The following is a 25,448-nucleotide window of genomic DNA, read 5'->3' as shown; positions in this document are numbered from 1 at the left end:
GTGGCTCGCGGGCTGGCCTCGGTGCGCGACGGGCGTCTCGTCCCGGCCCCTGGGTTGCTGGCGACCCTGCAGGCCGAGGACCTTGAGCGGGCCGCCGCGAAGCTGGCGCGACAGGCCTGCCGGCCCGTGCGGGCGGCCGCCCCCGGCGAGGCGGTGGACGGCGTCTACCAGCGTCGCCTCGACCTGGCCTCCGGACGCTTCGCCGTCCTGGACGACGGCCTCGGATTCCAGCTAGCGCCGTGGCGGCCCGCCCTGGAGGGCCACTTGGGGCGAAAGGTCAGCGGGGTCCTGGAGCCCGGCGGCATGCGCTGGTCCTTGGGGCGCTCACTCGGACCGGGTCTATGACCTCTCGCCCGGCGGATCGGGGTCGTCGCCCGTCTCGTCCTCGCCGCTGTCGTCGCCTTCGCCGCCCGTCTCATCCCCTTCAGGACCACTGGTGGGCGGGAGCGCCCCGCCCAAGCCGACGCGCGGGGCGTTCTCGGCTAACCAGGCCGCGTCTTGGGCCTGGGCGGCCAACGCCTTTTCCGACAGGCCCTTGAACATCTCCCGATAGGCCGACACCCAGGTCGTAGTCTCGAGCCGAACCATGGCTTCGCCCGTATTGTCGACGAACTCCTCCAGGGTGATCATGAACGCGATCATCGCCTTGTTCTGGGCCACCCAGGCGGCGAACTCGGGCTTGCCGATCTGCACGGCCGCCAGGATGCCGAACGGGTCGGCGTCATTGGCCTGGGCGAAGGCCTTGACGTGCTCGATGTTGAGCTGGCCGCCGCCGGCCTCGAAATTCTGGTAGCCGCGCAGCGACAGGCCGAGGGCCGCGGCCAGCGCCCGGGGTTTGACCTTGCGGATGGCGCGGACCGCCCGCAGGGCGCGCGACAGGAGGGTCGAGCGCTGCTTGTCGTCGGAATCCTTACCGCTCATCCAATCCACGCATACTGATCTACCCTAGGTGTAACAAGGCTTGGCGGTGTAGCGGAAGCAACAAGCGCCAGGGTTGACGCTCGACCACCGGACAGGTTGAGCGTGCCATAGGGGCAGTTTATCGAAGCTGCGCCTAGTAAATATTCGCAGAACAATATGGCGCATAAAAAATGCGCAAGTGCGCAAAACTTCTGCGCTATTCTGTGGAGTGATAAATAAGTAGCCTAGAGTTGCATTGTATGTGTTTTGTGACTATTTAGCATTTGTGGAGAACGGTGGCGAAATCTGGCGTGCGATCTCCGGGTGGGAGGTCCCCGTGAGAGTTGGCGCGTCTGGGAAGCCCAAGGATCCGTTCAGCGCCGCCTTGGACGCCTTGCGTGATCAGTTGCGGAGCGGTCGCCTCGTCTCGGGCGAGCCCCTGACCATCACCGATCTGGCCCATGACCTCGGCCTCAGCGCCACGCCCGTCCGCGAGGCTCTGTCGCGACTGGCCGGCGAGCGGCTGATCGAGGACCGTCGGGGCCGGGGCTATTTCGCGCCCCGGCTCGATGTCTCCGATCTTGTCGAGCTCTACGGCTTGCGGCGGCTCTACCTCGTCGAGGCCCTCTCCGCCGATGTGGGACCATCGACCTTCCCCGCGCCTGAACCGCGCGACCCGGCTCACGCCGCTTTCGTCCAGATGATCCAGCTCTTCGACTGGATCGTCGCGCGCGCTGGCAACCGCGCCCTCTTTGACGTCTACCGCCAGCTTGGTGAACGGCTTGCCCCGGCGGTTCGTGTCGAGAGCCAGGTCTTTCCGCTGGCGGACGAACTCGCCGAACTCACCACCGGCCTCGATGACCCGACCCGCCTGCGAACCATCCTGGCTCGCCTGCACGCCGCACGGCGCGCCCGTGCGCCGGAACTGATGCGCGCTCTGCGCGCGGGCGAGAATATCGCATCCTTATAGCTGCAATATACTGCCAATGCAGAGCGAGCGGCGCCCTTGATGGGAGGCCGCAATGACGCGGCGATCTGACCGAAGGAGCGCGTCATGACCAAGACCAGCAAGACCCGTCTCGTCCGTCTGGGCGACGCCAAGAAGCTGACCCAGGGCGAAGAAGGCCCCGGCTTCGAGAATGGCCTGATCCGCAAGGACGTGGGCTGACGACCAAGCCGGCCTTCCGGTGACGTCGGGCGGCTCCCTTGCGGAGCCGCCCATTCCTTCGGCCACGCCCCAAGGAGACCACGATGACCAAAACCACTCCCCGCAAGATCCGTCTCGTTCGCCTCGGCGAAGCCAAGCGTCTGACCCGCGGCGAAGAAGGCGCGGGCCTGGAGATGGCGACGTTCCGCTGGGAACAAGGCTGAACCGATCGCGGCGCCGGCGACCCCGGCGTCGCGCTTGCCCAGGAGACGAGCCTTGGCCTCCTACCTTTCCGATCAAGCCGCCGTTGTCAGCCTAGGCGATGACCTCGTGCTGCTGGACGCCCGCCGTAACGCCTATTTCTGCTTGCCGGGCGCCGCGTCGCTGGTACGGATCGAAACGACGGGTGTCCGCGTCGAAGATGCCGATCTCGCTGCCGAGCTCTCCGCTGCCGGCATGCTCAGCGACGCCGCCGGGACACGACCTTTGATCCTGGTCCCGCGCCCCGCCCGCGACCTTGGCCTGAACGTCGCCAAGCGTCTGCGCGCCGCTGATGTCGTGCTGATCCTCGCGGCCTGGGCGACGATGTTCATCGACTACCATCCCCGCCCGTTCGGTCATGTCGTGCGGACCGCCCAAGCATGGCGTTTCGGGCGCCGGGAGGATGACGCGGCGCGCGAGCCGGGACACGATCTCGCAAGACTGGTGGCGACCTTCGAGCGATTGTTGCCATGGCTGCCGTTCCAGGGCGTCTGCTTCTATCGCGCCTTTCTGCTGCTGCGCGTGTTGCGCTGGCGGGGTCATGACGCGCGCTGGGTCTTCGCGGTCAGAACCTGGCCTTTCATGGCCCATTGCTGGCTTCAGGTCGGCGATCTGGTGCTCGACGACACCGCCGATCGCCTCGAAGCCTTCAAGCCGATCCTGGTGGTGTGATGGACGGCTTCCTGTTCCTGGCTGGGCCGCGCGCTATAGGCGACGAGCTGGCGCTCCTCAAAACCCTCGCGCCGGCAGGCTGGCGGGTCGCGCGGGCGACCGCCGATGCCCTGCTCCTGGCGCGCGACCGCACGCCGGTCCGCGACCTGGGTCGCGCCATCGTCGTCGGCGAACTGTTCGTGCGGGGCAGCGGCCGGCCCGCGGCTCTAGCCTTGCCGCCCTGGCCGGACAATGGTGACGTCGCCGCGCTCTGCACGGAGTTCCTCCACACATACTGGGGACGATACGCGCTCATCGCGACGCACCAGGGCGCGGTTCTGCGTGATCCCTCGGGGGCCATGGACTGCCTTGTCTGGGAGAGCGCCTGGGGATGGGCGGTCGGCTCGGACCTGCCCGAAGGATTGCCGCCTCGCGCCGCGCCGCGTGATCTCGCCATCGACTGGCCGGCCTTGGCGCGCGGCGCTCTGGCGGGCGCCGGTTCGATAGGCCTGGTCGGAGTCACGTCCGTCATGCCGGGCGCGCTTTGGACCGGGCGCGATAGAGCGCAGCAATCGATCTGGCGGCCTTCGGTCTTCGCGGGCGATCCGCACGACTCCTACGCGGCGGCCCGTGAGGCGGTGCGCGGCGCCGTCGACGAGGTCCTGTCGGCCGAGCTGTCCTCGGGAGCGCCGATCCTGGCGGAGGTTTCCGGTGGGCTCGACTCCGGGATCGTCTCGACCACCCTGGCGCGTCTGGGCGGCGGCGAGGGCACTGTGTTCATCAACCTGCACGCGGCCGACCCGGCCAGCGACGAGCGCCGCTTCGCGCGCGCTATCGCCGACAAGGCGGGCTTGCGGCTCCTGGAACGCGAGAAGCCGGAACTGACGCTCGACGAGGACGCGCTTGACCGCCTGCCGGTCGGCGTGCGGCCGTCGGTCAACGGCTTCGACCATCACTACGACCGAGACATGGCCTCGGAGGCTCAGGCGATGGGGGCCGGGCGGATCCTGACTGGGCAGGGCGGCGACATCGTCTTCTTCCAGAGCCCGTCTCCAGCGGTTGCCGCGGAGCTGTGGGGACGCTGGCGGCGCCATCCGCGCGCCGACCCAGCCTGGCGCCAGCTCGAAGCCGCGGCGCGGTGGAACCGGCGTTCGGTCTGGTCGCTGCTCGGCCAGGCGGTTCGCGAGGCCTGGCGGCCAGCACGGGCGGTTGAGGCCGCCGACCATCCCTGGCTGACCGAACCGGTGGCGCCCGCAAAGCGACGGCAGATCCGCAGCCTTATTCGCGCCCAGCTGTTCCATGGCGCCAGCCTGCGCGGCCGCGCCGCCCAGCTGGTCCATCCCCTGCTGCACCAGCCTGTGCAGGAAGCCGTGCTGGCCACCCCGGTGATCGACCTCGCGCGGGGTGGACAGGGCCGCGGCCTGGCGCGTGACACCTTCGCCGACCAACTACCCGAGCTCGTGCGGACAAGACGGTCGAAAGGCGATCTCACCGCCTATTACGGCCGGATGATCCTGCGCAGCCTACCGACCTTGCGGGGCTATCTGCTCGACGGACGGCTCGCCGACCAGGGCGTGCTGGATCGCGCCGAGGCGGAGGCTTTGCTTGACCCGGACCAGCTCATCCACGTCGGCGACTATCCCCGCCTGTTCGAGGTCCTCGCGCTTGAGGCCTTTGTGCGTCATTGGGAGGCGCGCGCCGCGGCCTGGGCCGAGGGCGGCCGGGCAAGGCGATCGGCCAGCCATGGCAAGACCGTCGCGTAGATCGCCCGGACATTGGCGGGACTGGTCGGCAGATGGCCCTCCCCAAACAGCGACAGCAGCGTGGCGTCCTTGTCCTGGCGATAGAGAGCGTTGAACATCGCCTGGCCCTCCGAGAGGGGCACCTGGTCCTGGTCGGCATAGATCAGCATCAGCGGCGTGGTGACCTTGTCGGCCTGAAACAGCGGACTGTTGCGCAGATAGCGGTCGGTCTCGCGCCAAGGTGGCCCCAGGAGCGCGCCCTGTCCCGTCTCGCCATACCCCATATAGCTGGCGTTCGGCGCGCCCTCTTCGGGCGCAGTCCAGAAGTAGGTCTGGATCGCGCCCCACCGCGCGACATAGTTGGACGGCGCGGACTGGGCGATGATCGCCTTGAAGCGGCCGGTCTGGGTGGCCGTCATCAGGGCCGCATAGCCGCCGAAGCTGTGCCCCCAGAGCGCCAGCCGGTCGGGGTCGGCATAACCCTCGGCGACGACGGCGTCGACAGCCGCCAGGATCTGGTCGGCCAGGCCTTCGCCCGGTTCGCCCCTGGCGCGGTCGCGCGGCAGGGCGGGATTGAGCACCGCATAGCCTTGCGCGGCCAAAAGGGCGGCGTTCGGGGTGAGGGTAAGGCTGGTCGTGCCGAGGCGAAACGGAACGCGCTGCGGGGCAGAGCCGGGATAGGGCACGACCACGAGCGGCGGATGCTGCCCGGGCCGCCAGGTCGGCGGCAGCAGCAGCCAGTGCTTGAGCACCCGGCCATCCGGTCCGCGCGTCTCCACGGCGCGGACTTGGCCAAGCTGCTCCTCGCCAAGGTCGGGATTCACCGTCAGCAGCGGCTTCTGGGTCGTTCCGGCAAGTCCGACGAAGGCGCGTCCGTCGGGCTTGCGGGCTTCGACGATCGCGCGATCTCGCCAGATCGCCAACGCCGTCGTCTCCGGCGCCAACGGCACGTGATGGCCCGCAAGATCTTCGAGCCCGTTGGTCGTCACGCGCCAGATCGAGGCGGCGCGGGTCGGCGCGGCCGCCAGCCGGGTCCCGGCGCCAAAACGCGCGGGACGGAAGACGCTCTGGCCACGGCCGGGCAAGGGCCGGACGGCCCCCGCCGCGTCGACGCGCCAGGCGGTTCCGCCGGCCAGCGCCACGATCGCCGCGTCGTCGGTCAAGGCGATCTCGCTGGGCGCGCTTGGCAGGGCCGCGGTGAGGTTGTCGATCTTGGCGCCGGCCAGCGCGAACCAGTCCAGGCGATCGCTGGCGTCGCGTCGCGCCAGAACGATCGGCCGCTCGCCCAGCCAGTCAGCCTGGACGGTGGCGAAGCCCTCGCCGCCATAATCGATCGCCGGGACAACGCTCGTGTCGAGGCGGGTCTGGCGCTGCGTCGCGGCGTCGATCTCGAAGAGGCCGCCGCTTGTTTCGGGGGCGCCGGCTTCGTGCTGATAGACGAGCAGGCGGTCGCTCCCGGCCGCCCACGCCATCGGCCGCACCAACGTTGTGCATCGCGGGGAGGCCTCGAACCGCGCGCCGGAGGCGAGGTCGACGACGGTGAGGTTGCGCCGTCGGGCAGGCGCGCCCATCCGCACCGCCTGCGTCGGCGCCAGGCCGATCGGCTCGGCCTCGCCCAAAACCGCTACGAACCGCCGGCTGCCCGACAGCTCGAGATCGAGGAAGCCGCCCGTTGCGAGCGCTCGTCGCCGACCGCTGACGAGATCGTAGAGGACCAGGCTGCGATCCCGTCGAGGCTGGGCGTCCCGGGCGCGGCCGGCGCCCATCACCGTGACCGACGTTTCGCGGCCCTCCGCTTGCCGCCGCCACAGGGTGCTGGTCCGCGTCTGATTTTGCCAGGCCAGCTTGATGTGCAATGGCGCATCGTCGGGCCTCAGGGCGATGGCGACGAAGGCTCTATCGGAGAGCCACTGCACACTGCGGCCATAGAAGCTCCGGTCGAGACCAAAGCCGAGCCAGCGCACCACCCCCGTCTGCAGGTCCACGACGCCGCTGTCCCAGCGACGGTCCTTCCAGCGATAGACGATCATCGACCGTCCGCTCGGTGAGAATGGACCGGCCAGGTAGCCCGCCGTCCGATCGGCGGGCAGAAGCCGGCGCGGCTGGCGGTCGCCGCCCAGGTCGATGACGCGAAGTTCGCCCAGGGCGGCCGACGACAGCGCGAAGTCGAAGCGGGCGGCGGTGTCGTAGGGTCGCTCGGTTTCGACGACCAGATGGCGACCGTCAGGGGACAGGGCGCTGGACCCCAGGCTCTCGATCTTGAGGAGCCGATCCAGGGTCAGGGGCTGGGCCCCGGCCACACTTGCGGCCAGGACCAGCCAGGCCGCCGCGAGGCGACCTGGCCAGGTCGGGGAGACCGGCATGCTACCAGCGCTTGGTCAGTTGCAGGGAGACGAACCGCCCCAGCGGGTCGGCGTTGGCGGTGTCATAGCCGATGCCTTGCGGCGCATCGTAGAATGGCGGATCGCTCGCCAGGAGGTTCTGCACCGACAAGGCCAGCGACAAACCCTTCGCCAGCCTCTCGCCAGGGGCGCGCCAGGCCAGTTGCGCGTCGATCGTGGTCCAGCGGTCGATCCTGACCCCGGCGGCGGTGGCGTAGTCGTCGACATAGTTGAGACCGCCGGTCGCCGACCAGGCGCCTTGCGTCCAGGTCGCCGAAGCCTTGGCCCGCAGATCGACCGGCTGGCCGGCGGTGTCGACCAGGGACAGCCAGTCGCCGGCGGGGGTCAGCTTGCGCTTGTAGTGGATTAGGTAAGTCGCCGCCGCGGTCAGGTCGAGCCGTCCCGTGCCGATCGCGCGGCCAAACCGGGCCGACACATCCAGCCCCTGGATATGCAGGCCGCCGGTATTGACGTAGCGGCCATCGACGATTGCGGTATAGGCGTTCGCCGGATAGAGGCCGCCGCTCGTTGTCGTGGCTAGGAGCGCGGCGATTTTGGCTTGATCGGCGGGATTGCTGGCGCTCAGCATCTGGACGAAGGGCGCGTACACGGGATTGCCGAGCACATTGTAGATGTTCTCATAGACCGGCGTGCCGATCTGGCCCGTGAAGCGGGTGTCGAACCAGGTCGCCGAGAGCTTCAGGCCCGGCCAACGCCCCGACACGTAGTCGACCCCGGCCGTCCAGGACTTGGCCTTCTCTGGTTGCAGGGTCGGATTGCCGCCGGCCCGCAACAGCACCAGCCTGTTGACGCCGGCGTTGGGCAGGAACACCGGGCCCGCGTCCTGCGGTTCGAACACCTCCGGCAGCGACGGCGCGCGAAACGAGGTGCCATAGCTGGCGCGGAACGTCGTCGAACCGGTCGGGGCCCAGAGCACGCCGAACTTCGGGTTCTTGGTGTCGCCGACATCGTCGTAGTGCTCGATGCGGCCGGCCAGGGACAGCTCCAGCCGTTGGACGCCGGGCAGCGCGTTGCCCGGGCCGACCAGCGGGACCCGCAATTCCAGGAAGCCGGCGCTGATCTTGCGTTCGAACGGCCCGGTCACCGTGCGGGTCTCCGTCGCGCGCGAGGTCTTGGCCAGGGTTCGGGTGTCGAAATGCTCCTGGCGGAACTGACCGCCGATGGCCAGCTTGACCGAGCCGCCCGGAAGCTCCAGCAAGGTCCCGTCAAGCTGGCCGTTCAGTGTCGTGACGGTGCTGACATAGCGGGTATGGATGTAGCCGCTGCCGATGAAATCCAGCACGGCCTGGCTGTTGGCGGCGCCGTCGCCGAACGGATTGAAATAGCCGTCACGCGCAGCGCTGTAGGCGGTCGCGGGATCGTCGGCGATGGTGCCGAGCGCCTCGCTCAAAAAGCGGGTGTTGAGGCGATGGTCGCTGGCTCTCCGTGTCACCTCCTCGGCGTAGGCGCCGTAGAAATCCGCGCGCCAGGTCCGGCCAATGTCGACCGCCGCCGCGAGCGAAGCGCCCAGGCTGTCGGCCTTGCCGCGCGAGCGCAGCGGGCCAAGTTCGTCGGTGAACGAATAGCCGATGACGTGCGAGGCCGAACCGTTGGGCGAGACGAAGTAGGGATTGGCGCGGGTCACGGTCAGGTTGCTGATCGAGCCGGGCATGGCGAAGCCGTTGCGCCGCTTGCTGGCGCGCAGGTCGCCGCTGACCTCCAGGCGCGACGCCAGGCGCTGGCCGAAGGCGAGATAGACCGCGTCCCGGTTCTGCTCGGGCAGGATGTCGGTGGCCAGCCGCTGGTTCTCGAGGTTCACCGTCCCGGCCTGAAAGCTGGCCGGCGTCAGTCCCACGCCCGACTGCCCGGCGGGAATGGCCCAGGTCGGAACATAGGTTCCGGAGGCGGCGTCGAGCACGAGGATATTGCCCGGATGGCTGGCGACCTGTCGATGGGCGGTCCCGCCCAGGGCGCGCAGGTCGGCGTTGGCGGTAAAGGCGCGATCGGCGCTAGCCAGCCGGTCGCGCTGATAATGCTCGTAGGAGATCAACGCGTGACCGCTTTCCCAGGCCTTGCCGAGGGTCTGGGCGACCGAACGCTCGAAGGCTCCGCCGCCTTGGGCCACCCCGATCCGTGCGCGGGTCTCGGCGCCGGAGAAGTCCTTGCGAAGGATGATGTTGACCACCCCGCCGACCGCATCCGAGCCATAGAGCGCCGAGGCCCCATCGAGCAGCACCTCGGCGCGGTCAACGGCCGCCGCCGGGATGGCCGAGGTGTCGGCGAACGCGCCCGTCAGGCCCGAGCCGGCCATCCTTCGGCCGTTGACCATGACCAGGGTCGCCGATGGGCCAAGGCCGCGCAGGTTGACACCCGTCGACATGGCGAGGTTGGAGCCGGTGCCGTCAGTGGCGGCTAGCGCGGTGTCGGGCGAAGCGCTGCCGCCGAAGGCCTGGGGCAGGTTGGCCAGTAAGTCGGAGATGTTGGCGCGCCCCGAACGGTCGAGCTCGTCCCGCGTTACCGTGACTACGGGCGAGACGCCATTGCCCGCGCCGCGGATCAGAGACCCGGTCACGACGAGCTCCGCCAGCTGGTTGGGCTCCTCGGCGGTGACGCCTTCGATCGGCGTGGGCGCCTCCAAGGTGGTGATGGGCGCGATGCCGGCCCTTCGAGCCTTCAGCACGAAGCCCTTGTCGCCGCGGCGATGAATGTCGATGCCGGCTCCGGCGATCAGGCGGTCAAGCGCCGCCTCGGGCGTGAAGCGTCCGCGCAGGCCGTCCGATCTCCGACCGGCGACGAGCGTCGGCGAATAGGCCACCGTGCGGCCGCTCTGGGTGGCGAAGGCGACCAAGACCGCGTCCAGCGTGCCCGCCTGGATGTCGAACACGGTGGTCTGGGCCGCCTCCTGGGGCGCGGCCGAGGCCGGCGCGATCAGCGCCGGGGCGAGAAAGACGGTGGTGGCCAAGCCGACCAGCAGGCGGCGGCGAAGAGAAGACTGCAGCATGAAAGGGACCCCCTTTGACGCTGCGGCGGCGTCCGTCGCGGGACGGATCTTCTGTGCACGGCGCAAGACGTCGGGGCATTGACGCGCCACCCCGTCCGCTTCCCTGGCGGTGTAGAGAAAAAACCTACCGAGCGCCGTCGCCGTCTCCCGCGCGCGTAAGACGGATGGTCCCGTCCTTGTCGGACCGCACGACGGCGAGGTCGTGCAGGTCGGCCATGGAGCCTACGAAGGTCTCGCTGTCACCCACCGCGAAGACCCCGGAGACCAGCTCGTCGCCCACCGGGCCGTCCGCGACCTCGATCTTCTGGCGCTCATAGCGGTTGAATTCGGCCACGGCCGCCCGCAGCGGCACTGCATGGAAAACCAGCCGGCCCGACGCCCAGCTGGTGGCGGTGTCGGCATCCACGGGGCTGGGCCGCGGTGCGGCGCCCTGGGTCGCCACGCGCTGGCCCGGCGTCAGGCGCCAGACCTGCGAAGTGTCTGCTGCCGAGCCCTGCCTGACCTCGACCGCCCCGCGGACGAGGGTGACGGTGGCGCCGCTGGCCTCGCGACGGACGTCGAAGCGCGTGCCCAGGGCCGTCACCGAGGTCGCGCCAGCGGTGACGACGAAGGGGCGGCGGCCGTCGTGGGCGACGTCAAACAGCGCCTGGCCACGGCCAAGGCGGATGTCGCGTCGTGCGCCCGTCAGCCGGACGGAGACCCGACTGTCGGTATCGAGCACGACGGTCGAGCCGTCGGACAGCTGGATCGTGCGCTGTTCGCCCACGCCGGTGGAATAGACCTTTGGAGCCCAGAGCACGTAGCCGCCGGCGATGGCCGCGACCACGCCCATGGCGACTGCGGCGGTGAGGCCCCGCCGGCGCGGCTTGGCCGCAGGCGCGGTCGGCGTGGCGCGGCCAAGGGCGTTGGCGACGGCGGCCTTGATGTCGGGATCGTCCTTGAGCGCCTCGCTCTTGCGCCAGAACGCGTCGACCTCATCATAGGCCGCCTTGTTGCCCGGCGCGTCCAGCCAGAGCTTCCAGGCCTGCATCTCGGCGAGCGGGACGTCGAGCTTGTTCAGGCGGGCGAACCACTCGGTCGCCTCCCGCCTGGCCTGGTCCGTCGGGACAGTCGAAAGACTCATTTGTCGCTTCTTCCGCTCAGTCCTGCCTGCGCCGCGAGGGCATGTTCTACCGCCCGCGCCAGACGCCATTCTACGCTCTTTACAGTTAAACCGCAGCGTGTAGCGATCTGTTCATAGGTCAATCCATGGAAGCGCCTCAAGACGAAGACGTCGAGATAGGGCTCGGGGATCTGCAGGATCGCCTCCTTGGCCAGGAGGATGTCGAGGGCGCTGGCTGCGGCCTGAGCCGTATCCGGCTCTCGCTGCACCTGCTGGGCGTGCCGGGTGCGGACCGCTCGCCGACGCAGGAGGTCCGTGGCGAGGTTGGATGCTACCCGCATCAGCAGGGCCTGAGGGCGTTCGATCTTGGCGGTGTCATGCGGTGCCAGCCGGGCGTAGGTCTCCTGCACCAGATCGTCGGCGTCGGCCTCGATCCCGCGGCCGAACCGCCGGCGCAGCATCGCCCCCAGCCAGGGCGCATAGCGCCGATAAAGCCCATCCAGGTCGTCGCGCTCGTCCCAGCTGCCCTCAGGCTGGGTCGCGACGCGGGGAAGCTTGGGGTCCATCGCCTACTCCGTCGGTTCGACGGGGCGCTCGGAAACGCAGGGGCGGACAAGGGCGCGTGGCCGCGAACGGCGGACACGGGGACGCGACCCGGGGGCATGGGCGCTATCGACGCGCCGCTATGATCGGCCCGCCGCTATGGCTCTTAGACATCGCACGGGGTTTCCACGCCCCACCCGCGCGCATTGGCGCCGGCCCCTCGAGCCTGAATCAAATGGCACTCCGGCGCAAGCCGAGGATCGCTGTTAGGCGAATTTGAAAGGGGGCGGGCGAACTTCGTACGTTCGCGAAAGGCTGCCCGACTTCGGCGCCGGCAGCACTCAAGATCCGGACTGCGCACATTCTCGGAAACGCAATCTTAAAGCGCATTCGAAACAACGGTAGCGTTAGTCGTCGCGTCGAAAAAGGGCCACTTATGCCGCTTCCAACCAGCTCGATCACGATCGGTGATTGCTATCGAACCGCAACCGGCCAGGAGCGAAAGGTGGTGAACATCTTCGCCGAAAATGGCGTCACCCACGTTCGCTATTTCTCACGCGGCGGCAACGCTCAGAACGGTTGGGACTGGGGTGGAACCAAGGCTAGCCCGCCGAGCCTTCAGACGTTCGCCGACGCCGTCGACCAGGCGATCCCTTGCCCGGTTGCTACACCGCCTTCAGGCTTCACGCTCAACGGCCTCCGCACCGGAGGTCAGCTGCGAGATCTCGACGACACGCGGTATCCGTTTTCCAAAGGTGGGCGCGTCACGTTCAAGCGTACCGCGGAAACCGAGAAGATCGCGGACGGCGACGGCATCTGGGACAGCCGCCACCCAACCTCGCCAGTCTGGGTCGTAAGCGACGTCACCCTGGACGACGAGCATGTTCAGATGGAGCTTCACACGCTCTGATGTCTAGGATGGCCGAAGCATCGTTCGCCCTCAGCCTGGTGAGATTTCCGACCTGGCCCGTTCGTTGTTGCCGAAGGAGGCTTTGGGGCCGACGAAGAAGGTCGAGGAGCCGCCGCTCCCTGAATGGGATGCGGGCCGGGGCGGCATCGATCCGGGAGTGAATGGAGGGGGCGGGCGTTGGAAACCTTGCGATGGCGAAGGCCCGCCGACTTCAACGCCGACCGCTGCCGATGACCCCCGGCTCCAGATCGGCGCCTATAGGGCGGCGCCCGCGAGGGGAGGTTAGAGGGCTTGGGCGTCCCGCGCCAGGGCGCGGCCGCGCTCTACGGCGCCCGCGCCGCCGAGCCCGCGGGGCGATCTCGGCCCAGAGGGTTGCGATCGCTGACGCGGGGGGCGAATGGCCGCTGAATCCAAGGCATAGCTATTCGGCGACAACTGTGGAATTAGTTAGCTAGACAATTCAAGCCTAGCGGGTCTAACCACGCGTATGACCGTCTACCATTCGGGACTTCCAACTGGATTGCCGCCGAGCTCATCTCAGCCAGTCGCCGGAAGCCTCTATCGAGGCATCAAGCAGCCTCCACTAGCTGAGGGAAGTTTCCTGAGCGAAGCGGAGCTCGGCAACCCGAACGCCGACCCCGCCGACCCGAAATCCTGGGGCCTCTCCGTATGGCGTACGGCAGAGGCGGTCGCGCACGCCCGTGGCGCGTTCAAGTGGATGAGGAAGTGGCATATCGCCCTTGGGCAGCCGAGCCAGGGTCGGGTGCTTGAGACGCCGAGCAACAACAATCCGCACCATTGCACCTGGTGGAAACCTCTGGCGTATGATCCTTGCCCAGACTTCGCCATAACGATCTTCCCGGTGCCATGATGACCGGTGCATGGACTCCCCGAGAGGCGCCAGCGCGCAATGGGTTCACGGGGGCGATAACCCCAGACGAAGTCCTATATTTCTATGAGCAGCCCCTACTCTTTACCGTGAAGATGGGGGTGTTCGAGGCCCTCTGCTATAAGGCGGACGAGCTGCAGAATACGGACCTCTACCTGTTATCGACGACGAACGAACATGTATTGGACGCGCTGAAGCAGGGCGCGATCTCCATCAAGGGCGCCTTGAGCGCTCCGGGCTATTGGTTGGTCGAAGTCAGTCGCAACCTTGTGGCGCTTAGCAGCTGGTATGTTCCGGCCGAGCGGCTGCCTGACGAATACCTACCCGACGCGGGCGTGGGTATCCGGCCGCACGATCTTCCTCTGCCGGACTCCGTTGCTCAGGCGGACGCATTCTTCGCTGTGAAGTTCTCCGGCCAAGCGCTGGGCGTAAACGAGATCAGCTTCAAGCTCTTCAGGGAGCTGACTGATCGCGTCTACAATGCGACGAAGAAGCTGTTCACCCCAGCAAGCCTTTCGGGGCTTCGCTCCGGTGACGTCTTCGATTTCCCGTTGGCACCTCCCAAGTTCGCCAGCCTCCTAATCGCCGTCAAACGACCTATCGTCGATGTGCGGGAAATCCAGCGGCGTAGGAAGGAGCAGTACATTCCTGAGGATTTTATCGCGTCCGCGCTGGACCGCCGTTCACACTTCTTCGATCGGGCCAATGAGATCGTCTCGGAGGCGATGAGAGGTGAGGTCACCGACAATATAGCGTCGCACAACTTCGGCCTCTTGGAGGCTGTCCAAGGCCTCATCCCGACCGACGACACGGATATCGCAACGACGGAATTCAATGCTGCCAACCATGGTGGCGCGGAGTATCTCTTCATCGACGCCAGCGTCGGGGAGAAGATGAAGCGCGCTTACACCGCCGCCGTCACCCGGCCGGTGACCCTACGTGGGCGCGTCGAGCTGCTGAATGGTAAGAGCTCGACCTTCGTGCTTCAGGACCATGACAGCGGTCGCATGGTTACCTGCTACATCGGCGCTGAGACGTTCGAGCAGGCCACGGCCGCGCAGCAATTGAGATACGGTGTCGAGGTCCACATCACGGGAAATATCACTAAGCGCGACATCCGAGATTATCTTGTGGCGACCGCTGACCCTGTGTTCCCGCGGCCGAACTAGAGCCGTGAAGCTGCATCGGCCCGATCCGCAACGTAGCTGCCGGAACAGCTGCGCCGGCGTCGGCGCTTCCAGGATATGGCGAGGCAGCGGGAGGTCTGAATGCCGGACCGGCTTACCCCTGAGCAGCGTAGCAAGCTCATGTCCCGAATCCGCAGAGCGGACACCGCGCCGGAGCTGGCCGTTCGGCGCATGCTACATCGTCTCGGGTACCGCTTCCGTCTCCAGTGGAAGGCCGCTCCTGGAAGGCCCGATGTCGCGTTCCCGGGGCGTCGTAAGATGATCTTCGTCCACGGTTGCTTCTGGCATCAGCATCCGGGCTGCAGATTGGCCGGCGAGCACAAGCCCCGGTCCGACTTCTGGAAGGCGAAATTCGAGCGCAATAGGGCGCGCGATGCCCGCGACCTCGCCAGGGCCCAGGCTGACGGGTGGGAGGTCCTGACGGTATGGGAATGCGAGGCCCGGGACATCGGCGCACTTGAGGCGCGGTTGCGCTCTTTCGTTGGTCCCGTACGTCAAGATCGGTCGTATGCCTCCTCCGAGGATCTTGCGCGGCGGTGAGAAAGCGATACCATCTGCGTTTGGGTTTTGGACGATCGAGCGCGATTCGCTCGCGGAGGAGGCGAACCGTGCGCGCTATAGATCTCTATGCCGGCATCGGTGGATGGAGTCTTGGACTCCGCCTGGCGGGTATAGAGGTGGTCGCCTCCTACGAATGGTGGGCGCCGGCAGTGGACACCCACAATGGCAACCACGGCGGCTCATTCACCCCCACCGACGTGCGCCAGCTCGACTTCTCGAGCATCCCGAAGAATGTGGACATCGTCGTCGGGAGCCCGCCGTGCACCCAGTTCTCTTACTCGAACAGGGGCGGGGGCGGCGACCTCGCCGAGGGTACCAAGGACCTGGTCCGGTTCTTCGAAGTCGTCGATCATGTAAGACCCACCTGGTGGGCCATGGAGAACGTCCCTCGTGTCGCCGATGTCTTGCGGCGCGCCTTTGAAGACGAAGAGCACGAGCTATATCGTTTCCGGCACTTGGCGCCGAAGATCGAAGTCATCGACTTCTCAGAGTACGGGACCCCTCAGGCTCGTAAGCGCTGTATTGCCACAAATATCTGCTTCGACCGTATCAAGTCTTACAAGGCGAAAGTGCAGAGGGTCACGCTTGGCGATGTGGTCGATGCGTTCGCGCAGGCCGACGGCGCCATCATCGATCCGGTGTGGGGCGTGACGCTTCCGAGGGATCAGGTCACCGAGACCCTGCCCGAGCCACCCCTCAACGCGGAGGAGCTGCGCATGAACCGGGAAGCGAAGCTCTACCATCCAGTCTACAATAACATGGCGTTCCCTGACGCCACTAATGAGCCCTCGAGGACCGTTACCGCCACGTGCACACGCGTCTCGCGCGAAAGCATCGTGATCGCCGATCCCGGTGGCGAAGGGGCTTATCGACGCCTGACCATCCGGGAGCGCGCGTCACTGCAAGGGTTCCCGATCACCTACCAATTCTTCGGTCGTTCCTTCCAGGACAAGGCGAAGATGGTCGGCAATGCGATCCCGCCCTCGTTTACGTACCTGCTGGCCCAGGCGGCCAAGGGCGTTGACGCGGCTAGCCTCCCGAGCTTTGCGGAAGCGGGTTCCCTCTTGCGCCTGCCGAGCGCGAAGGCGCCATCGACGCCGCCAGAGCGTGAGGGCCAGAGCTATCCGGCGACGCGCGCGTTCCGGTCCGCGCTACCTGGGCTCCGGTTCAAGAGCGGCATGCGCTTCGAACTGGCCAACCAGAGGGCCGATCGCGACAGCTGGACGGTGCGGTTCTTCTTCGGCCCCTCAACCGACGTGCGCGAGATCGAGCTCAACGATGAACTGCTGAGGCAGCTTCAATCGCCCTTCATCCAGAAGGTCCAGATGGCTACCGGCGCGGCCTTTGCCCAGGTCGAGAGTGAGCTGCGGAAGACGTCTCCAGCCGATGTCCAATCGGTGTGGGCGCATAAGGCTGAGGGTGTCGGCCCGTTCGACCTCACGGATACCCTCGGTAGATTGGCCGAGGCCGTGCACCAGCACCTGTGCGCCGCGTCGAAGGACGATAGGCACGCGGCGATCGGCTACGTCCTCGAGGCGGCGGCGAGAGGTGAAGTCGGTGACAATATCAGCCAATCGAACAAGTTGACCAACAATGCCCTACCCATCCTCAGCGGCATGCTGGTAGGGGCGTGGTTCAACACGCTACGATGGCATGCGGTCTGCCGGGCGGCTGCCTAGGAGAAGCTCTACGCCGCCGAACGCGCCGTTGAAGCTTGAAAACGGAACGCGCAGTTCCTGCCATTCACCGGAGCCGACATCGCTGGGAACATGTTCTGCCATCTCGCTTACGGTGACGACCGCAAGCAGAGGCTGATCGACCTGTAGCTTCCAGAGGTGGAAGACGTGGGCTCGACTATCGAGAGCTTGATCCCATTCGTTACGGGTCAGGTGGAGGAAGCCATCCCCTCGCTGGCTTGCCTTGACCTCGACGGAGAGCGGTGTCCGATCATCAACAGCGCAGACGGACAGTACGTCGTAGCCGTCCTGGTTGCTGTCTATCGAGACCCAACGCGGTTCGGCGCCTGTGCGCGCAGCTTCATAGGCGAGCGAGAGGCGCTCACCTTCGCGGCCGATGCCCAGGAGACGGTCGGCGCGAATCCCGCGGGCGAGGCCAGCAAGGCGGTCCCAGAACTCCACGACTTCGGGCTCTGCGCCCTTGGCGACCCCGGCTTCCACAAGAACCTGGCGGACACCTGGCGGGCTGAAGGCAAGCACTCTTGCCCGGCCGTAGGTCGCGTTCTGGAGCCAGCCGGGGGAGAAGCGCGCAACATAGTCCTCCACGATCTGCCTCAGCGCGGCTCCATAGCCCTGAAGACCGGCTAGGCGTCGCCCCCCCGCCGTCGCGGCCAGTATCCCGTCCTCACCCACAGCCAACCAGTCGAGCGCCTGGGAGAAGGCTAGAACATCACCGACCTGCATACCGCCGACATCGCGCAGTCCCTCGACCAGCGCCGCCGTCGTGAGCGTTTGACGCTCAAGAATCTCCAGAAGGGCCAGGCCCGCCTGGGCCATCCCTGGTGAAAGCACAGCCGTCATCCTGGCGCGCCCAGATCACGGGCGAGACTGCGGATGTCTTCGATCTGGAGGCCGGTGGCATACTCCTCGGGGTCGTCAGCCTCGGCGTCGGTCGGATCGATCGGTATCGGGTCTGGATTGAGGCTGGAGTCCTCGAGCGCTGCGGCCATCTGGTTGATCTTCAACCCCAGCCGCATCCGTACGGTCTCGTCGACGGAACCTGTGCATTCGACGATCTCTATGGTCGTCGTCTGGTCCGGCGCGAGGCCGAAGCGGTGGATACGATCCTCCGACTGCAGGTAGTGCGCCGCGTTAAATGTCCGGTCGAGATAGATGGCGTGGTGGCAGACCTTGTGGAGGCTCACGCCTTCGCTAGCGGCTGCGGGATTGGCGACCATGACCCGAACCGTGTCGTCGTCGTGGAAGGCCTTGATCTTCCCTTCCCGTGTGTCTGCGTCTTCCTCGCTGCCGGCGTCGACACCGCCGTGGATGTAGACTGCGCCCAGGTCGGCAAGCCGGGAGGCCATATACTCCACGTTCTTCACGAAGGAGGACCAGATCAGGACCTTGCTCCCCGCCCTGGACAGTCGGCGGGCGCGGCGTAGCACGTACTCAAGTTTAGGACCCTCCCCTTCGGCTAGGACCGCGGTGAGGAGGTCGGCATGGGCGAAGCCGATCTCGGCCGCGAGGAGGGAGGGGTTCGAGACAAACTGGAGGAGCCTCGAAACTGAACGGCCAAGTTTCCTAAAGGCTTGACGACCGTGGGCATCCAGCACTGCGGACGCTTCCCTGGCGACCTCCTTCCTCATCAGCTCGTAGAGCTCGCGCTGGACCGGGGCCATGGGCAGCTCGATCAGGTTACGGGTCACCGCCGGGAGGCCGAGCTGGGCCTTGTTCGTGCGCACGTAGATCGGGCGCATCAGATCGACAACCGTATCCTCCTGGGCCGGAATCTCCGGATAGAGGAAGCCGAACTGGGGCAACAGGTCGGCGACTGATTGCGGCATCGGGGTACCGCTCATGATCAGCTTGCCGACAGGCAGGTGCGATAGCTCCAAGACCGAGCGCGCGCTCGCGCCGCCAGGTCCGGCCTTGATGCGATGGCTCTCGTCCAAGAAGACGTATGAACGGAACTGGGCGAGGTGCTGGGCGACTAGGTCGGACACCCTGGTCAGCTGCTGGTAGGTAATCAGCATGAACCTGGGATCGGTCTTGAGCAGGCTGCGGATCGCCTCGCGGCCGCCGCGCAGGCGCTCGAATTTCCCGGCGCCGGCAGGAAAGCACTCTGACAACTGCTCGTCCCAGGCGGCGAACGCGTTCTTGGGCGCGATGACCAGAAGCCGATCGGAGGCGTCTGCGCGGACCGTGAAGAACGCCAAAGCTTCGGTGGTCTTGCCGGCGCCCGGCACTGAGAAGGTCGCCGCGGCGGGAAGTGCGGCGATCCTGCCGACGTTCTCCAACTGACGCTCAGAGAGGGTCCGGGCAAAGCCTGCCGTGGTTAGGGACGCCGTTATCGTCTCCGGATCGATAGGCTCGAGGCCGGCGGCGGAACGGTAGCTGTCGGCAACGCGTCGAGATTGCCTCAGCAGCTCCGCCGCCGCCGCGCTGATCTCCAGTCCGGCGCCAGGGCGCAGGCCATAGGTCCGAAATACCTGCAGGAACTCTTCGCGGGCGCCGGAGAACGACCACCAGGGGAGTGTCAGGCTGACCGCGTCCTCGACGACCGTATCCTTGGTGGTGTCGAGCGCAAGACGGCGCAGCACGGGCACCCAAGCGGCGCTCCTGTCCGTGGAATCCCAGCTGAAACTCGCCCTGACGTCACGCGGCCTATAGTCAAGCTTGAGCATGTTTGGCCAGGAATTCGCGGATCGTCCTTACCCGTTTGTCGATCTCGTCGAGCTGCTTGGCTACCCCGCCAAGCTTCGACTCCGTACGTAGCCCATCCTTCACGGCCGACGTCAGGGCCGCGTTCGCCTTCGCGCAGACATCCAGCAGGTAGCGTTCCTTCCTCACATCCTTCTTGATCTGCCGTTCGGATTCGAGGACATCCGCGATGATCTCCCGCGCCCGGGCTTGGTTCGAAGGATCGCGCAGCGCGTTCCCCAGGCCCGCTTCGTCGCCGTCGGCAGGCTTCCCGCCGCCGAAGAGCGAATCCAGGTCGTCGTCGGGTTGGGGCGCTTCGATATCGAGTTCGGCCTGCAACCTGTCTGCAACCTTGTCCAGGCTCGCCGCCAAATCCGGGATAGCGGTATAGAGACGGCCGACAGCTGTCGGCTCGTCGATGAGCGCGAAGGCCGCCTCCTTGAACATCTCCTTGCGGGCCACGCCGCCGGAGAGCTTCTGCCGGCTTTGCACCAGGCGGCGGAACGTATGCTCCTGTCCGGAGACCTCCGACCACATATCGGCCTTACCGCGCGATTTCAGGTATTCATCGGCATAGGATCGCATATCAAGGAGTTCGTTTAGCTCGGACTCCTTCATCTTATAAAGATGGCAGAGTTCTGCCGTTGTCGACCCATCCCTCTCCATCTTGGCGACCATCATATTCGCCTGGGCGTCCCAATTATACTCCGCGCGGATATCTTTCTCGATCTGTAGTCGCGCTTCGAGCTGGTTGATGTCGCGCTCGGTCGAGTGCGGGAGGACGACGACGTCGATGTATTGGAAGTGGCCATACTTGGCCGGATCCTGGAAGAAGAGATCTCGCCACGAGGCGAGGCGCCGATTGCCGTTAACGGCGAAGCCGTTCTGGTCGAGGATGAGCGGATCGACCTGCTTATGGGCTTGGTCGGCGAAATACTTGTCGAGTTCCGATTGGCGGCCGAGCTTGATCAGCAGTTCGTGCTGGGCCTCCTGGGCGTCCCACATCTCCGGATCGCCCGTGAAGAGGTCCGGCCGGAGGTCCTGGTTCACAGCCAGATGCTCGACCTGGAGCGAGGCTGTCCGCCCGTTGACCATCCGGTATTTCGGAAGGTCGATGGGGATGCGGATGATCGGTAGGTCCTGTGCGATCCCTTGGAAGACGACACGGTCGGTCGGCAGCCCTTCCGCCTTGAGCCGGGTGTCGAATTCCTCACGCCTCATCGGCTTCGGCCAGCCGAAGCGCGAACCCTTAGGCGAGTCTGGAAGGGCCATATCAGGCATAGTTACTCCAAGCCGAGGACTAGGGTCGGCACATGATAGGCTTTGCGGAATATCTCGAGCTCGCGTTCGATCCTGGTCGTCTGGGCGATGTTCTTGCCGATGATCAGGGCGATCGGCTGGGAGGGCACCACCATGACCGCCGCTGAGATCGCGTTGTCCAAATATAGGGTCTGCAGCTTCATCAAGTCGGCATAGACGCGCGCCATGTTGCCGGTCTGAAGGCAGAGGCCGATCCCGTCCTTGAGCGAAGTGATGCTCATGTCCGAGCCGCGTGCGACGGTAACCTCACCGGACCAGCCGGAAGTGCGGAGCGCGGAGATGAATTCTTGGCGAATGGACCGCGCTGCGCCCTTTTTCGGAACGACGGCGATGTGACCGATCGCGTCTTCGATTTGCTTGCGTAGCTCGACTGGAACACGCTCTGCACCAGCACAATGGCTATAGACCGAGAACTTCAAATGCAGCGCCCCCGCGCATCAGAGGAGATTCACTCGATAGCAAGCTACAATATCCGCAACCGAGTCAAAGCAGCTTAGCACGCCATACGCGGTCGCAACCAATAGCCGAACCGCCGGTTGCAGGTGCAGCTGGATGCGGCAACAAGCTCCAGGCCCCGATCGGCGCCATAGTTGGCGAGCGGTAGCGTGGGCGGTACATACAACGGATGGGGGCCAAGACTAGGCAATTCGAGCTGCCGTTGGGACCGGGGAGCGCCCGCCGCTTCAGGGGGCTCAATCAGTTTTGTGTCTATTGTGGCAGTGCAGCCGACACGAGGGAGCATGTGCCTCCGAAGGCGCTCCTAGAGGAGCCTTGGCCGATCAACCTGAGAACGGTTCCAGCTTGCCAGCCTTGCAATCGGGGCTGGTCCTCCCACGAAGAGTATCTGGCAGTCGTGCTTGCCCACATCAGTGATAGCCCTCGCTTAACGGCCAAGTTGAGGGAAGGAGGCGCCGTCGACAGAGCCCTTCGAGGATCGCCTAAGTTCGACGACCGCATCATCAACGCCCTGTCCGAGCATTCGGACGGCCGCGTGCAGATAAGTCTCGAGATCGAGCGCATTGCCGCGGTGACCCAGAAAGTCGCGTTCGGGCTCCACGCGCTGAGGTACGGGCATGGCTGCAGGCTCGCTTCCTTCGCTCTGGTCGCCATGGCCGGGCCTGGTCACACCTTGCCCCCAGAATTCGCGGGAGCGCTTTGGAACTGGCCCGGCGTTAGGAAGAAGCGCTGGACCGAAGTCCAGCAAGGTGTGTTCAGCTTTATATTCGCCAAGACGTGGATGGCAGGCGGTGCGCCGCTCTATTGCTTTATGAAGCTGCAGGACACCTTGCTGGCGGTGGTGAGTTGCCCTGCCCCGATTGCAAGGGCGAAGCGGCGCCTTGCGAGCCCGCCATGGTAGGGTGGTCGGACAATGTGTCTACGGCGTCGAGTGGCCGCTATCACTAGGTCAGGCGACTGCCTTCCTTAGGGTCTCGACCCGTTCGGCGGCAACGGTTTGGACGACGTTCTGTAGAGCCGAGACCTGCGCCTCGAGCCAAGCGAGATGCTCGTCCGAAATCTCATAGTGCGGCGAATAGCGTGCTTCGACGTAGGCGCGGCGGATCAGGTCAAACCCTTGCCGCTCAAACTTGCTAGTGCGAGGCCAGACACCGATCAGGCGACTGTCCATAGCTTCGGCTCGGTCACGCAGCAGGTTCAGTCGGTGGGTCTTGGCACTGTAGAGCGTCAGGGCAAGGATCAGGCCGTGATAAGAGCGTTCCGCTGCTTGGTGTAATTGGAACGCGGCTTCCTTTGGGCGTCCCTGGCGTCGGACATAGCGAGCAGTATCGAGAAATCCTGCTGCGCTAGCGTGCCACTCATCGAAATATGCCTTGGTCTCGGCATATGCGTCCTTGGCGGACAGCGTCTCGGGCGCCACGAACGGAAAGTCAGGTTCCTCGAAAAGCGTAATCCCGTCTCTCAGGATGTCCGTAAAGAAGTAGCGGCCTAACCGCAGTTGCTCGTTCACGTCGTCGAGGCTGTGGACGATGAAGTTGGGCTGGGTGCGTAGGCGTTCGCCCGAGGCGTATTCGCGCAGGAAGGTCTGGTCGGGCTCGGACCAGAATTCCTCCAGGTCGGCCAGGTCGTCGTGGTTGACGACCACAAGGATGTCGTAGTCCGAGAAGTATCGGCCCTTGGGGTCCTCGACCCAGTCGCCGCGCGCGTAGCTGCCGAACAGGATGATCTTGAGGATTTTGCCGTTGCGGTAGCGCGGCATGGTCCGTCGGCTCAGCGCCTGCGCGAAGCCCTCGCGTAGGGTCTGGACCACGAAGTCCAGTTCCTTGCGTTTGGCGGCCGGCAGGTGGTCGAGCGAGATCTTCATGGGTCCGTGGTTGTTCGGCGCTGAGGTCGAGAGTCTAGGGCGTCGGATGGTGTCGGCGCCACTGCTCGTTGCACCGGGCGGCCGAATATTCTGTCTATATTCGCTCTATAGCGTGGCTCCGCGCAGCTTGGCGCGCTTGCATGGTGTGCGGCCAGTGGGGTCGCCAGCCCGAGTTCTGCGTATCGATGCCCGCGCCGGATCTTGCCGCCATCGATCAAGGCCAGGCCAGCGCTCGGGCCGGCCTTGGCCTGCACCATCTGCGCTACGTGCTGGCGGCAGCCCAGCACGGTGGATTTCGCCGGGCTGCCCGGCGCCTGGGCGTCCAGCAGTCGGCCGTCTCGCGCCGCATCCAGGAACTGGAAGAGCGCCTCGGGGCGCCGATCTTCGAGCGGAGTCCCCACGGTGTGAGCCTGACCTTGGCCGGCGAGGATTTCGTGCGCGGCGCCCAGGACGCGGTGGGTGAGCTGGATCTGGCGGTTGACCGTGCGACCGAGTCTGCGCGCACCGACCACGCGACCTTGGGCGTCGGGATCCTCGCCGGCCTGGGAGGCGGTGTCCTCCAGGATCTGCTTCGCCAGCTGTTGGCGGCCGAACCCGACTTGGCGCTAGACCTCGTCGAGGCCAGCGCCGACATCCTGGCGGCCGCGCTCCGCCAAGGCCGGCTCGATCTCGCCTTTCTGCTGAGCCCGCCTGTCGGCTTGGTGTCGACGCCGGCTTGGCGCGAACGCCTCGTGGTCGCCGTTCCGGTCGCCCATCCCCTGGCGGAGGCCGCGTCTCTGTGCTGGGCCGATCTGGCCGGCCGCCGGCTCGTGGTTGTCGAGCCGATCGCCGAGTGCGTCCGCGATCTCGCCGCGCGGCGTCTTGGGCGGGCAAGTTTTGGACGGGCGGCGGCACCGGCCAGCCTCGCGCGGCTTGTGGCCTTGGGCCAGGGCCTTGGCCTTGTCGGCGAGGGAGACGCCTGCCGCGCCACTGGCGTGGTCTACCGGCCGCTGGCCCGGAGTTTCCTGGGTTTTGATGCGGTGTTGGGCCGGCGGCCGGAGAAGCCGGTCGTGCGCCAGCTCCTGGCCTTGCTTCCGGGCGTGACCTAGTCGTCGAAGACGATGTCGCGGGTGACCAGGATGGTCAGCGGCAGACCGGCGCGCAAGCTGAGAGTTGGCTGGACGTCGAGCTGCTTGCGCACCACCTGCTGGCCGGTCTGGTTGACCGTGTCCTGCACGCCTTGGCGCAAGGCCCGCGCGATGTCGCTGTCGTCGTCGGAGCCCAGGGCTGCGCCAACGCCCAGGACGCTGGAGAGCATGGCCGCCTTGGCCATGGCGCCCCAGTGGGCGTTTGTCTTGTCGACGAGGCCCGAGCGGCCGGCAGCGTCGGCCCCGGCCAGGCGATCAAGCTGCAGCGAGCGACCGTCAGGGAAGATCACCCGGTCCCAGGCCAGCAGGACCCGCTTCTGGCCGAAGGCGACTTGGCTGTCATAGGTCCCGATGAGCTTGGAGCCCTGCGGGATCAGGACCGTCCTGCCGGTCAGGCTGTCATAGACGTTGCGCGTGACCTGGGCGGATACGGGTCCGGGGAGGTCCGAGCTGACGGCTGTCAGTAGGGCGGCTGGGATGATGGTCTGGGCCAGGAGCAGGGTGCGGCCGGCGGGCGGCCGCACCTGGAATTGGCTGGTTGTCGGCGGCGTGTTGCGGGTGTCGAGGAACGCCCGGTGCGGATCGGTGACGGCCGGTTGCTCGATGAGCTGCGTCGAGACCGGCATCGGCGCCGGCATGGGGAGCGCCGGCGGACTTGGACTTTGGGCGGCCGTCGAGCTGCTACGGCTGAAGACGGCGCTGGTGCGCGCGGCGGCCAGGGCCTGGCGGTGCGCCTCGACCGTCGGATCGGCGGAGGCTGAGCCGATCGGCGGCGGCTGGACCGGTTGGCCGCGCTGCTGGGCCGCCAGGATCGGTCGGCCAAGGTCGCCGGGGAGCGGCGGGCCGAGCTTGGGCACGTCGGCATAGGTCCGGGGACCGGTGATCACGGCCTGGGGCGCACGCCCGTCCGTCTCGTCGGCCTTGATGACCACCGGCTTGGGCGCGCGGGGCTGCAGGGCCAGGGCCAAGGCCGCGCCGATCCCCGCCGCGCCGAGGCCCGCCAAGCCGGCTATGGCCACGCGCGACA

Annotated in this window: 21 protein-coding genes; 10 read left to right on the top strand and 11 right to left on the bottom strand. The window is 66.4% G+C overall.

Features of this window, described 5'->3' with window-relative positions; translation table 11 throughout:
- A partial coding sequence (locus tag DMC18_RS20405) for a DUF3363 domain-containing protein (RefSeq protein ID WP_158285950.1) occupies positions 1–345 on the top strand: 345 nt, incomplete at its 5' end.
- On the opposite strand, the gene DMC18_RS20400 is transcribed toward DMC18_RS20405, so the two are convergent.
- Positions 340–921 carry a hypothetical protein gene (locus DMC18_RS20400; protein ID WP_110117650.1) on the bottom strand — a complete coding sequence of 194 codons (582 nt, stop codon included), beginning with the start codon at positions 919–921 and terminating at the stop codon, positions 340–342. The two genes, DMC18_RS20405 and DMC18_RS20400, sit on opposite strands and share 6 nt — an antisense overlap.
- A 364-nt stretch (positions 922–1,285) precedes the next feature.
- Between DMC18_RS20400 and DMC18_RS20395 the strand changes: the two genes are divergently transcribed.
- From DMC18_RS20395 to DMC18_RS20385, 3 genes are all read left to right on the top strand, one after another.
- The gene (locus tag DMC18_RS20395) at positions 1,286–1,870 is read left to right on the top strand and encodes a GntR family transcriptional regulator (protein ID WP_158285949.1); all 585 of its coding nucleotides are present in this window, start codon (positions 1,286–1,288) and stop codon (positions 1,868–1,870) included.
- A gap of 453 nt (positions 1,871–2,323) precedes the next feature.
- Positions 2,324–2,980, top strand: coding sequence for a lasso peptide biosynthesis B2 protein (locus DMC18_RS20390; protein WP_110117648.1), 657 nt, complete (start codon positions 2,324–2,326; stop codon positions 2,978–2,980).
- Positions 2,980–4,722 carry an asparagine synthase C-terminal domain-containing protein gene (locus DMC18_RS20385; protein WP_110117647.1) on the top strand — a complete coding sequence of 581 codons (1,743 nt, stop codon included), beginning with the start codon at positions 2,980–2,982 and terminating at the stop codon, positions 4,720–4,722. Before DMC18_RS20390 ends, DMC18_RS20385 begins: the two co-directional genes overlap by 1 nt.
- Here DMC18_RS20385 and DMC18_RS20380 read toward each other — a convergent pair.
- From DMC18_RS20380 to DMC18_RS20365, 4 genes are all read right to left on the bottom strand, one after another.
- On the bottom strand, positions 4,641–7,064 hold the full coding sequence (locus tag DMC18_RS20380; RefSeq protein ID WP_110117646.1) for a prolyl oligopeptidase family serine peptidase: 2,424 nt from the start codon (positions 7,062–7,064) through the stop codon (positions 4,641–4,643). The two genes, DMC18_RS20385 and DMC18_RS20380, sit on opposite strands and share 82 nt — an antisense overlap.
- Position 7,065: 1 nt before the next feature.
- Complete coding sequence (locus DMC18_RS20375) at positions 7,066–10,083, bottom strand: TonB-dependent receptor (protein ID WP_110133260.1); 3,018 nt, start codon at positions 10,081–10,083, stop codon at positions 7,066–7,068.
- Positions 10,084–10,207: 124 nt separating this feature from the next.
- The gene (locus tag DMC18_RS20370) at positions 10,208–11,206 is read right to left on the bottom strand and encodes a FecR domain-containing protein (RefSeq protein WP_158285948.1); all 999 of its coding nucleotides are present in this window, start codon (positions 11,204–11,206) and stop codon (positions 10,208–10,210) included.
- Positions 11,203–11,751, bottom strand: a complete 549-nt coding sequence (locus DMC18_RS20365; RefSeq protein ID WP_110117643.1) for an RNA polymerase sigma factor — start codon at positions 11,749–11,751, stop codon at positions 11,203–11,205. The genes DMC18_RS20370 and DMC18_RS20365 overlap by 4 nt, the downstream gene beginning before the upstream one ends.
- Before the next feature lie 485 nt (positions 11,752–12,236).
- On the opposite strand from DMC18_RS20365, the gene DMC18_RS20360 reads away from it, so the two are divergent.
- From DMC18_RS20360 to DMC18_RS20345, 4 genes are all read left to right on the top strand, one after another.
- Entirely contained in the window at positions 12,237–12,638 is a 402-nt protein-coding gene (locus DMC18_RS20360) for a hypothetical protein (RefSeq protein WP_146218148.1), read from the top strand.
- A 990-nt stretch (positions 12,639–13,628) separates the two neighbouring features.
- Positions 13,629–14,696 carry an OB-fold nucleic acid binding domain-containing protein gene (locus DMC18_RS20355; RefSeq protein ID WP_110133259.1) on the top strand — a complete coding sequence of 356 codons (1,068 nt, stop codon included), beginning with the start codon at positions 13,629–13,631 and terminating at the stop codon, positions 14,694–14,696.
- Positions 14,697–14,795: 99 nt separating this feature from the next.
- On the top strand, positions 14,796–15,254 hold the full coding sequence (locus DMC18_RS20350; protein WP_110117640.1) for a very short patch repair endonuclease: 459 nt from the start codon (positions 14,796–14,798) through the stop codon (positions 15,252–15,254).
- Positions 15,251–16,954: a DNA cytosine methyltransferase gene (locus DMC18_RS20345; protein WP_110117639.1), complete on the top strand. Its 1,704-nt coding sequence runs from the start codon at positions 15,251–15,253 to the stop codon at positions 16,952–16,954. The genes DMC18_RS20350 and DMC18_RS20345 overlap by 4 nt, the downstream gene beginning before the upstream one ends.
- On the opposite strand, the gene DMC18_RS20340 is transcribed toward DMC18_RS20345, so the two are convergent.
- From DMC18_RS20340 to DMC18_RS20325, 4 genes are all read right to left on the bottom strand, one after another.
- Positions 16,919–17,812 carry a DUF3883 domain-containing protein gene (locus tag DMC18_RS20340; RefSeq protein WP_110117638.1) on the bottom strand — a complete coding sequence of 298 codons (894 nt, stop codon included), beginning with the start codon at positions 17,810–17,812 and terminating at the stop codon, positions 16,919–16,921. The genes DMC18_RS20345 and DMC18_RS20340 overlap by 36 nt on opposite strands.
- A complete protein-coding gene (locus tag DMC18_RS20335; RefSeq protein ID WP_199228280.1) occupies positions 17,809–19,560 on the bottom strand; it encodes a DEAD/DEAH box helicase in 1,752 nt (583 codons plus the stop codon). Before DMC18_RS20335 ends, DMC18_RS20340 begins: the two co-directional genes overlap by 4 nt.
- Before the next feature lie 64 nt (positions 19,561–19,624).
- Entirely contained in the window at positions 19,625–20,935 is a 1,311-nt protein-coding gene (locus DMC18_RS20330; RefSeq protein ID WP_110133258.1) for a hypothetical protein, read from the bottom strand.
- Between the two features lie 2 nt (positions 20,936–20,937).
- Positions 20,938–21,393 carry a BglII/BstYI family type II restriction endonuclease gene (locus tag DMC18_RS20325; protein WP_158285946.1) on the bottom strand — a complete coding sequence of 152 codons (456 nt, stop codon included), beginning with the start codon at positions 21,391–21,393 and terminating at the stop codon, positions 20,938–20,940.
- Positions 21,394–21,827: 434 nt separating this feature from the next.
- Between DMC18_RS20325 and DMC18_RS20320 the strand changes: the two genes are divergently transcribed.
- Entirely contained in the window at positions 21,828–22,331 is a 504-nt protein-coding gene (locus DMC18_RS20320; protein WP_110117634.1) for a hypothetical protein, read from the top strand.
- 48 nt (positions 22,332–22,379) lie between these two features.
- Here the strand turns inward: DMC18_RS20320 and DMC18_RS20315 are convergent, their stop codons facing one another.
- Positions 22,380–23,294 carry a HEPN domain-containing protein gene (locus tag DMC18_RS20315; protein WP_110117633.1) on the bottom strand — a complete coding sequence of 305 codons (915 nt, stop codon included), beginning with the start codon at positions 23,292–23,294 and terminating at the stop codon, positions 22,380–22,382.
- Between the two features lie 140 nt (positions 23,295–23,434).
- On the opposite strand from DMC18_RS20315, the gene DMC18_RS20310 reads away from it, so the two are divergent.
- Positions 23,435–24,382 (top strand): LysR family transcriptional regulator, encoded by a 948-nt coding sequence (locus DMC18_RS20310; RefSeq protein WP_110117632.1) that lies wholly within the window; start codon positions 23,435–23,437, stop codon positions 24,380–24,382.
- Here the strand turns inward: DMC18_RS20310 and DMC18_RS20305 are convergent.
- A partial coding sequence (locus DMC18_RS20305) for a TrbI/VirB10 family protein (protein WP_110133257.1) occupies positions 24,379–25,448 on the bottom strand: 1,070 nt, incomplete at its 5' end. The genes DMC18_RS20310 and DMC18_RS20305 overlap by 4 nt on opposite strands.

This window comes from Caulobacter sp. D5 (genome assembly GCF_003185805.1).
Taxonomy (GTDB): Bacteria; Pseudomonadota; Alphaproteobacteria; order Caulobacterales; family Caulobacteraceae; genus Caulobacter.
This window is presented reverse-complemented; position numbering and strand designations above follow the sequence as displayed.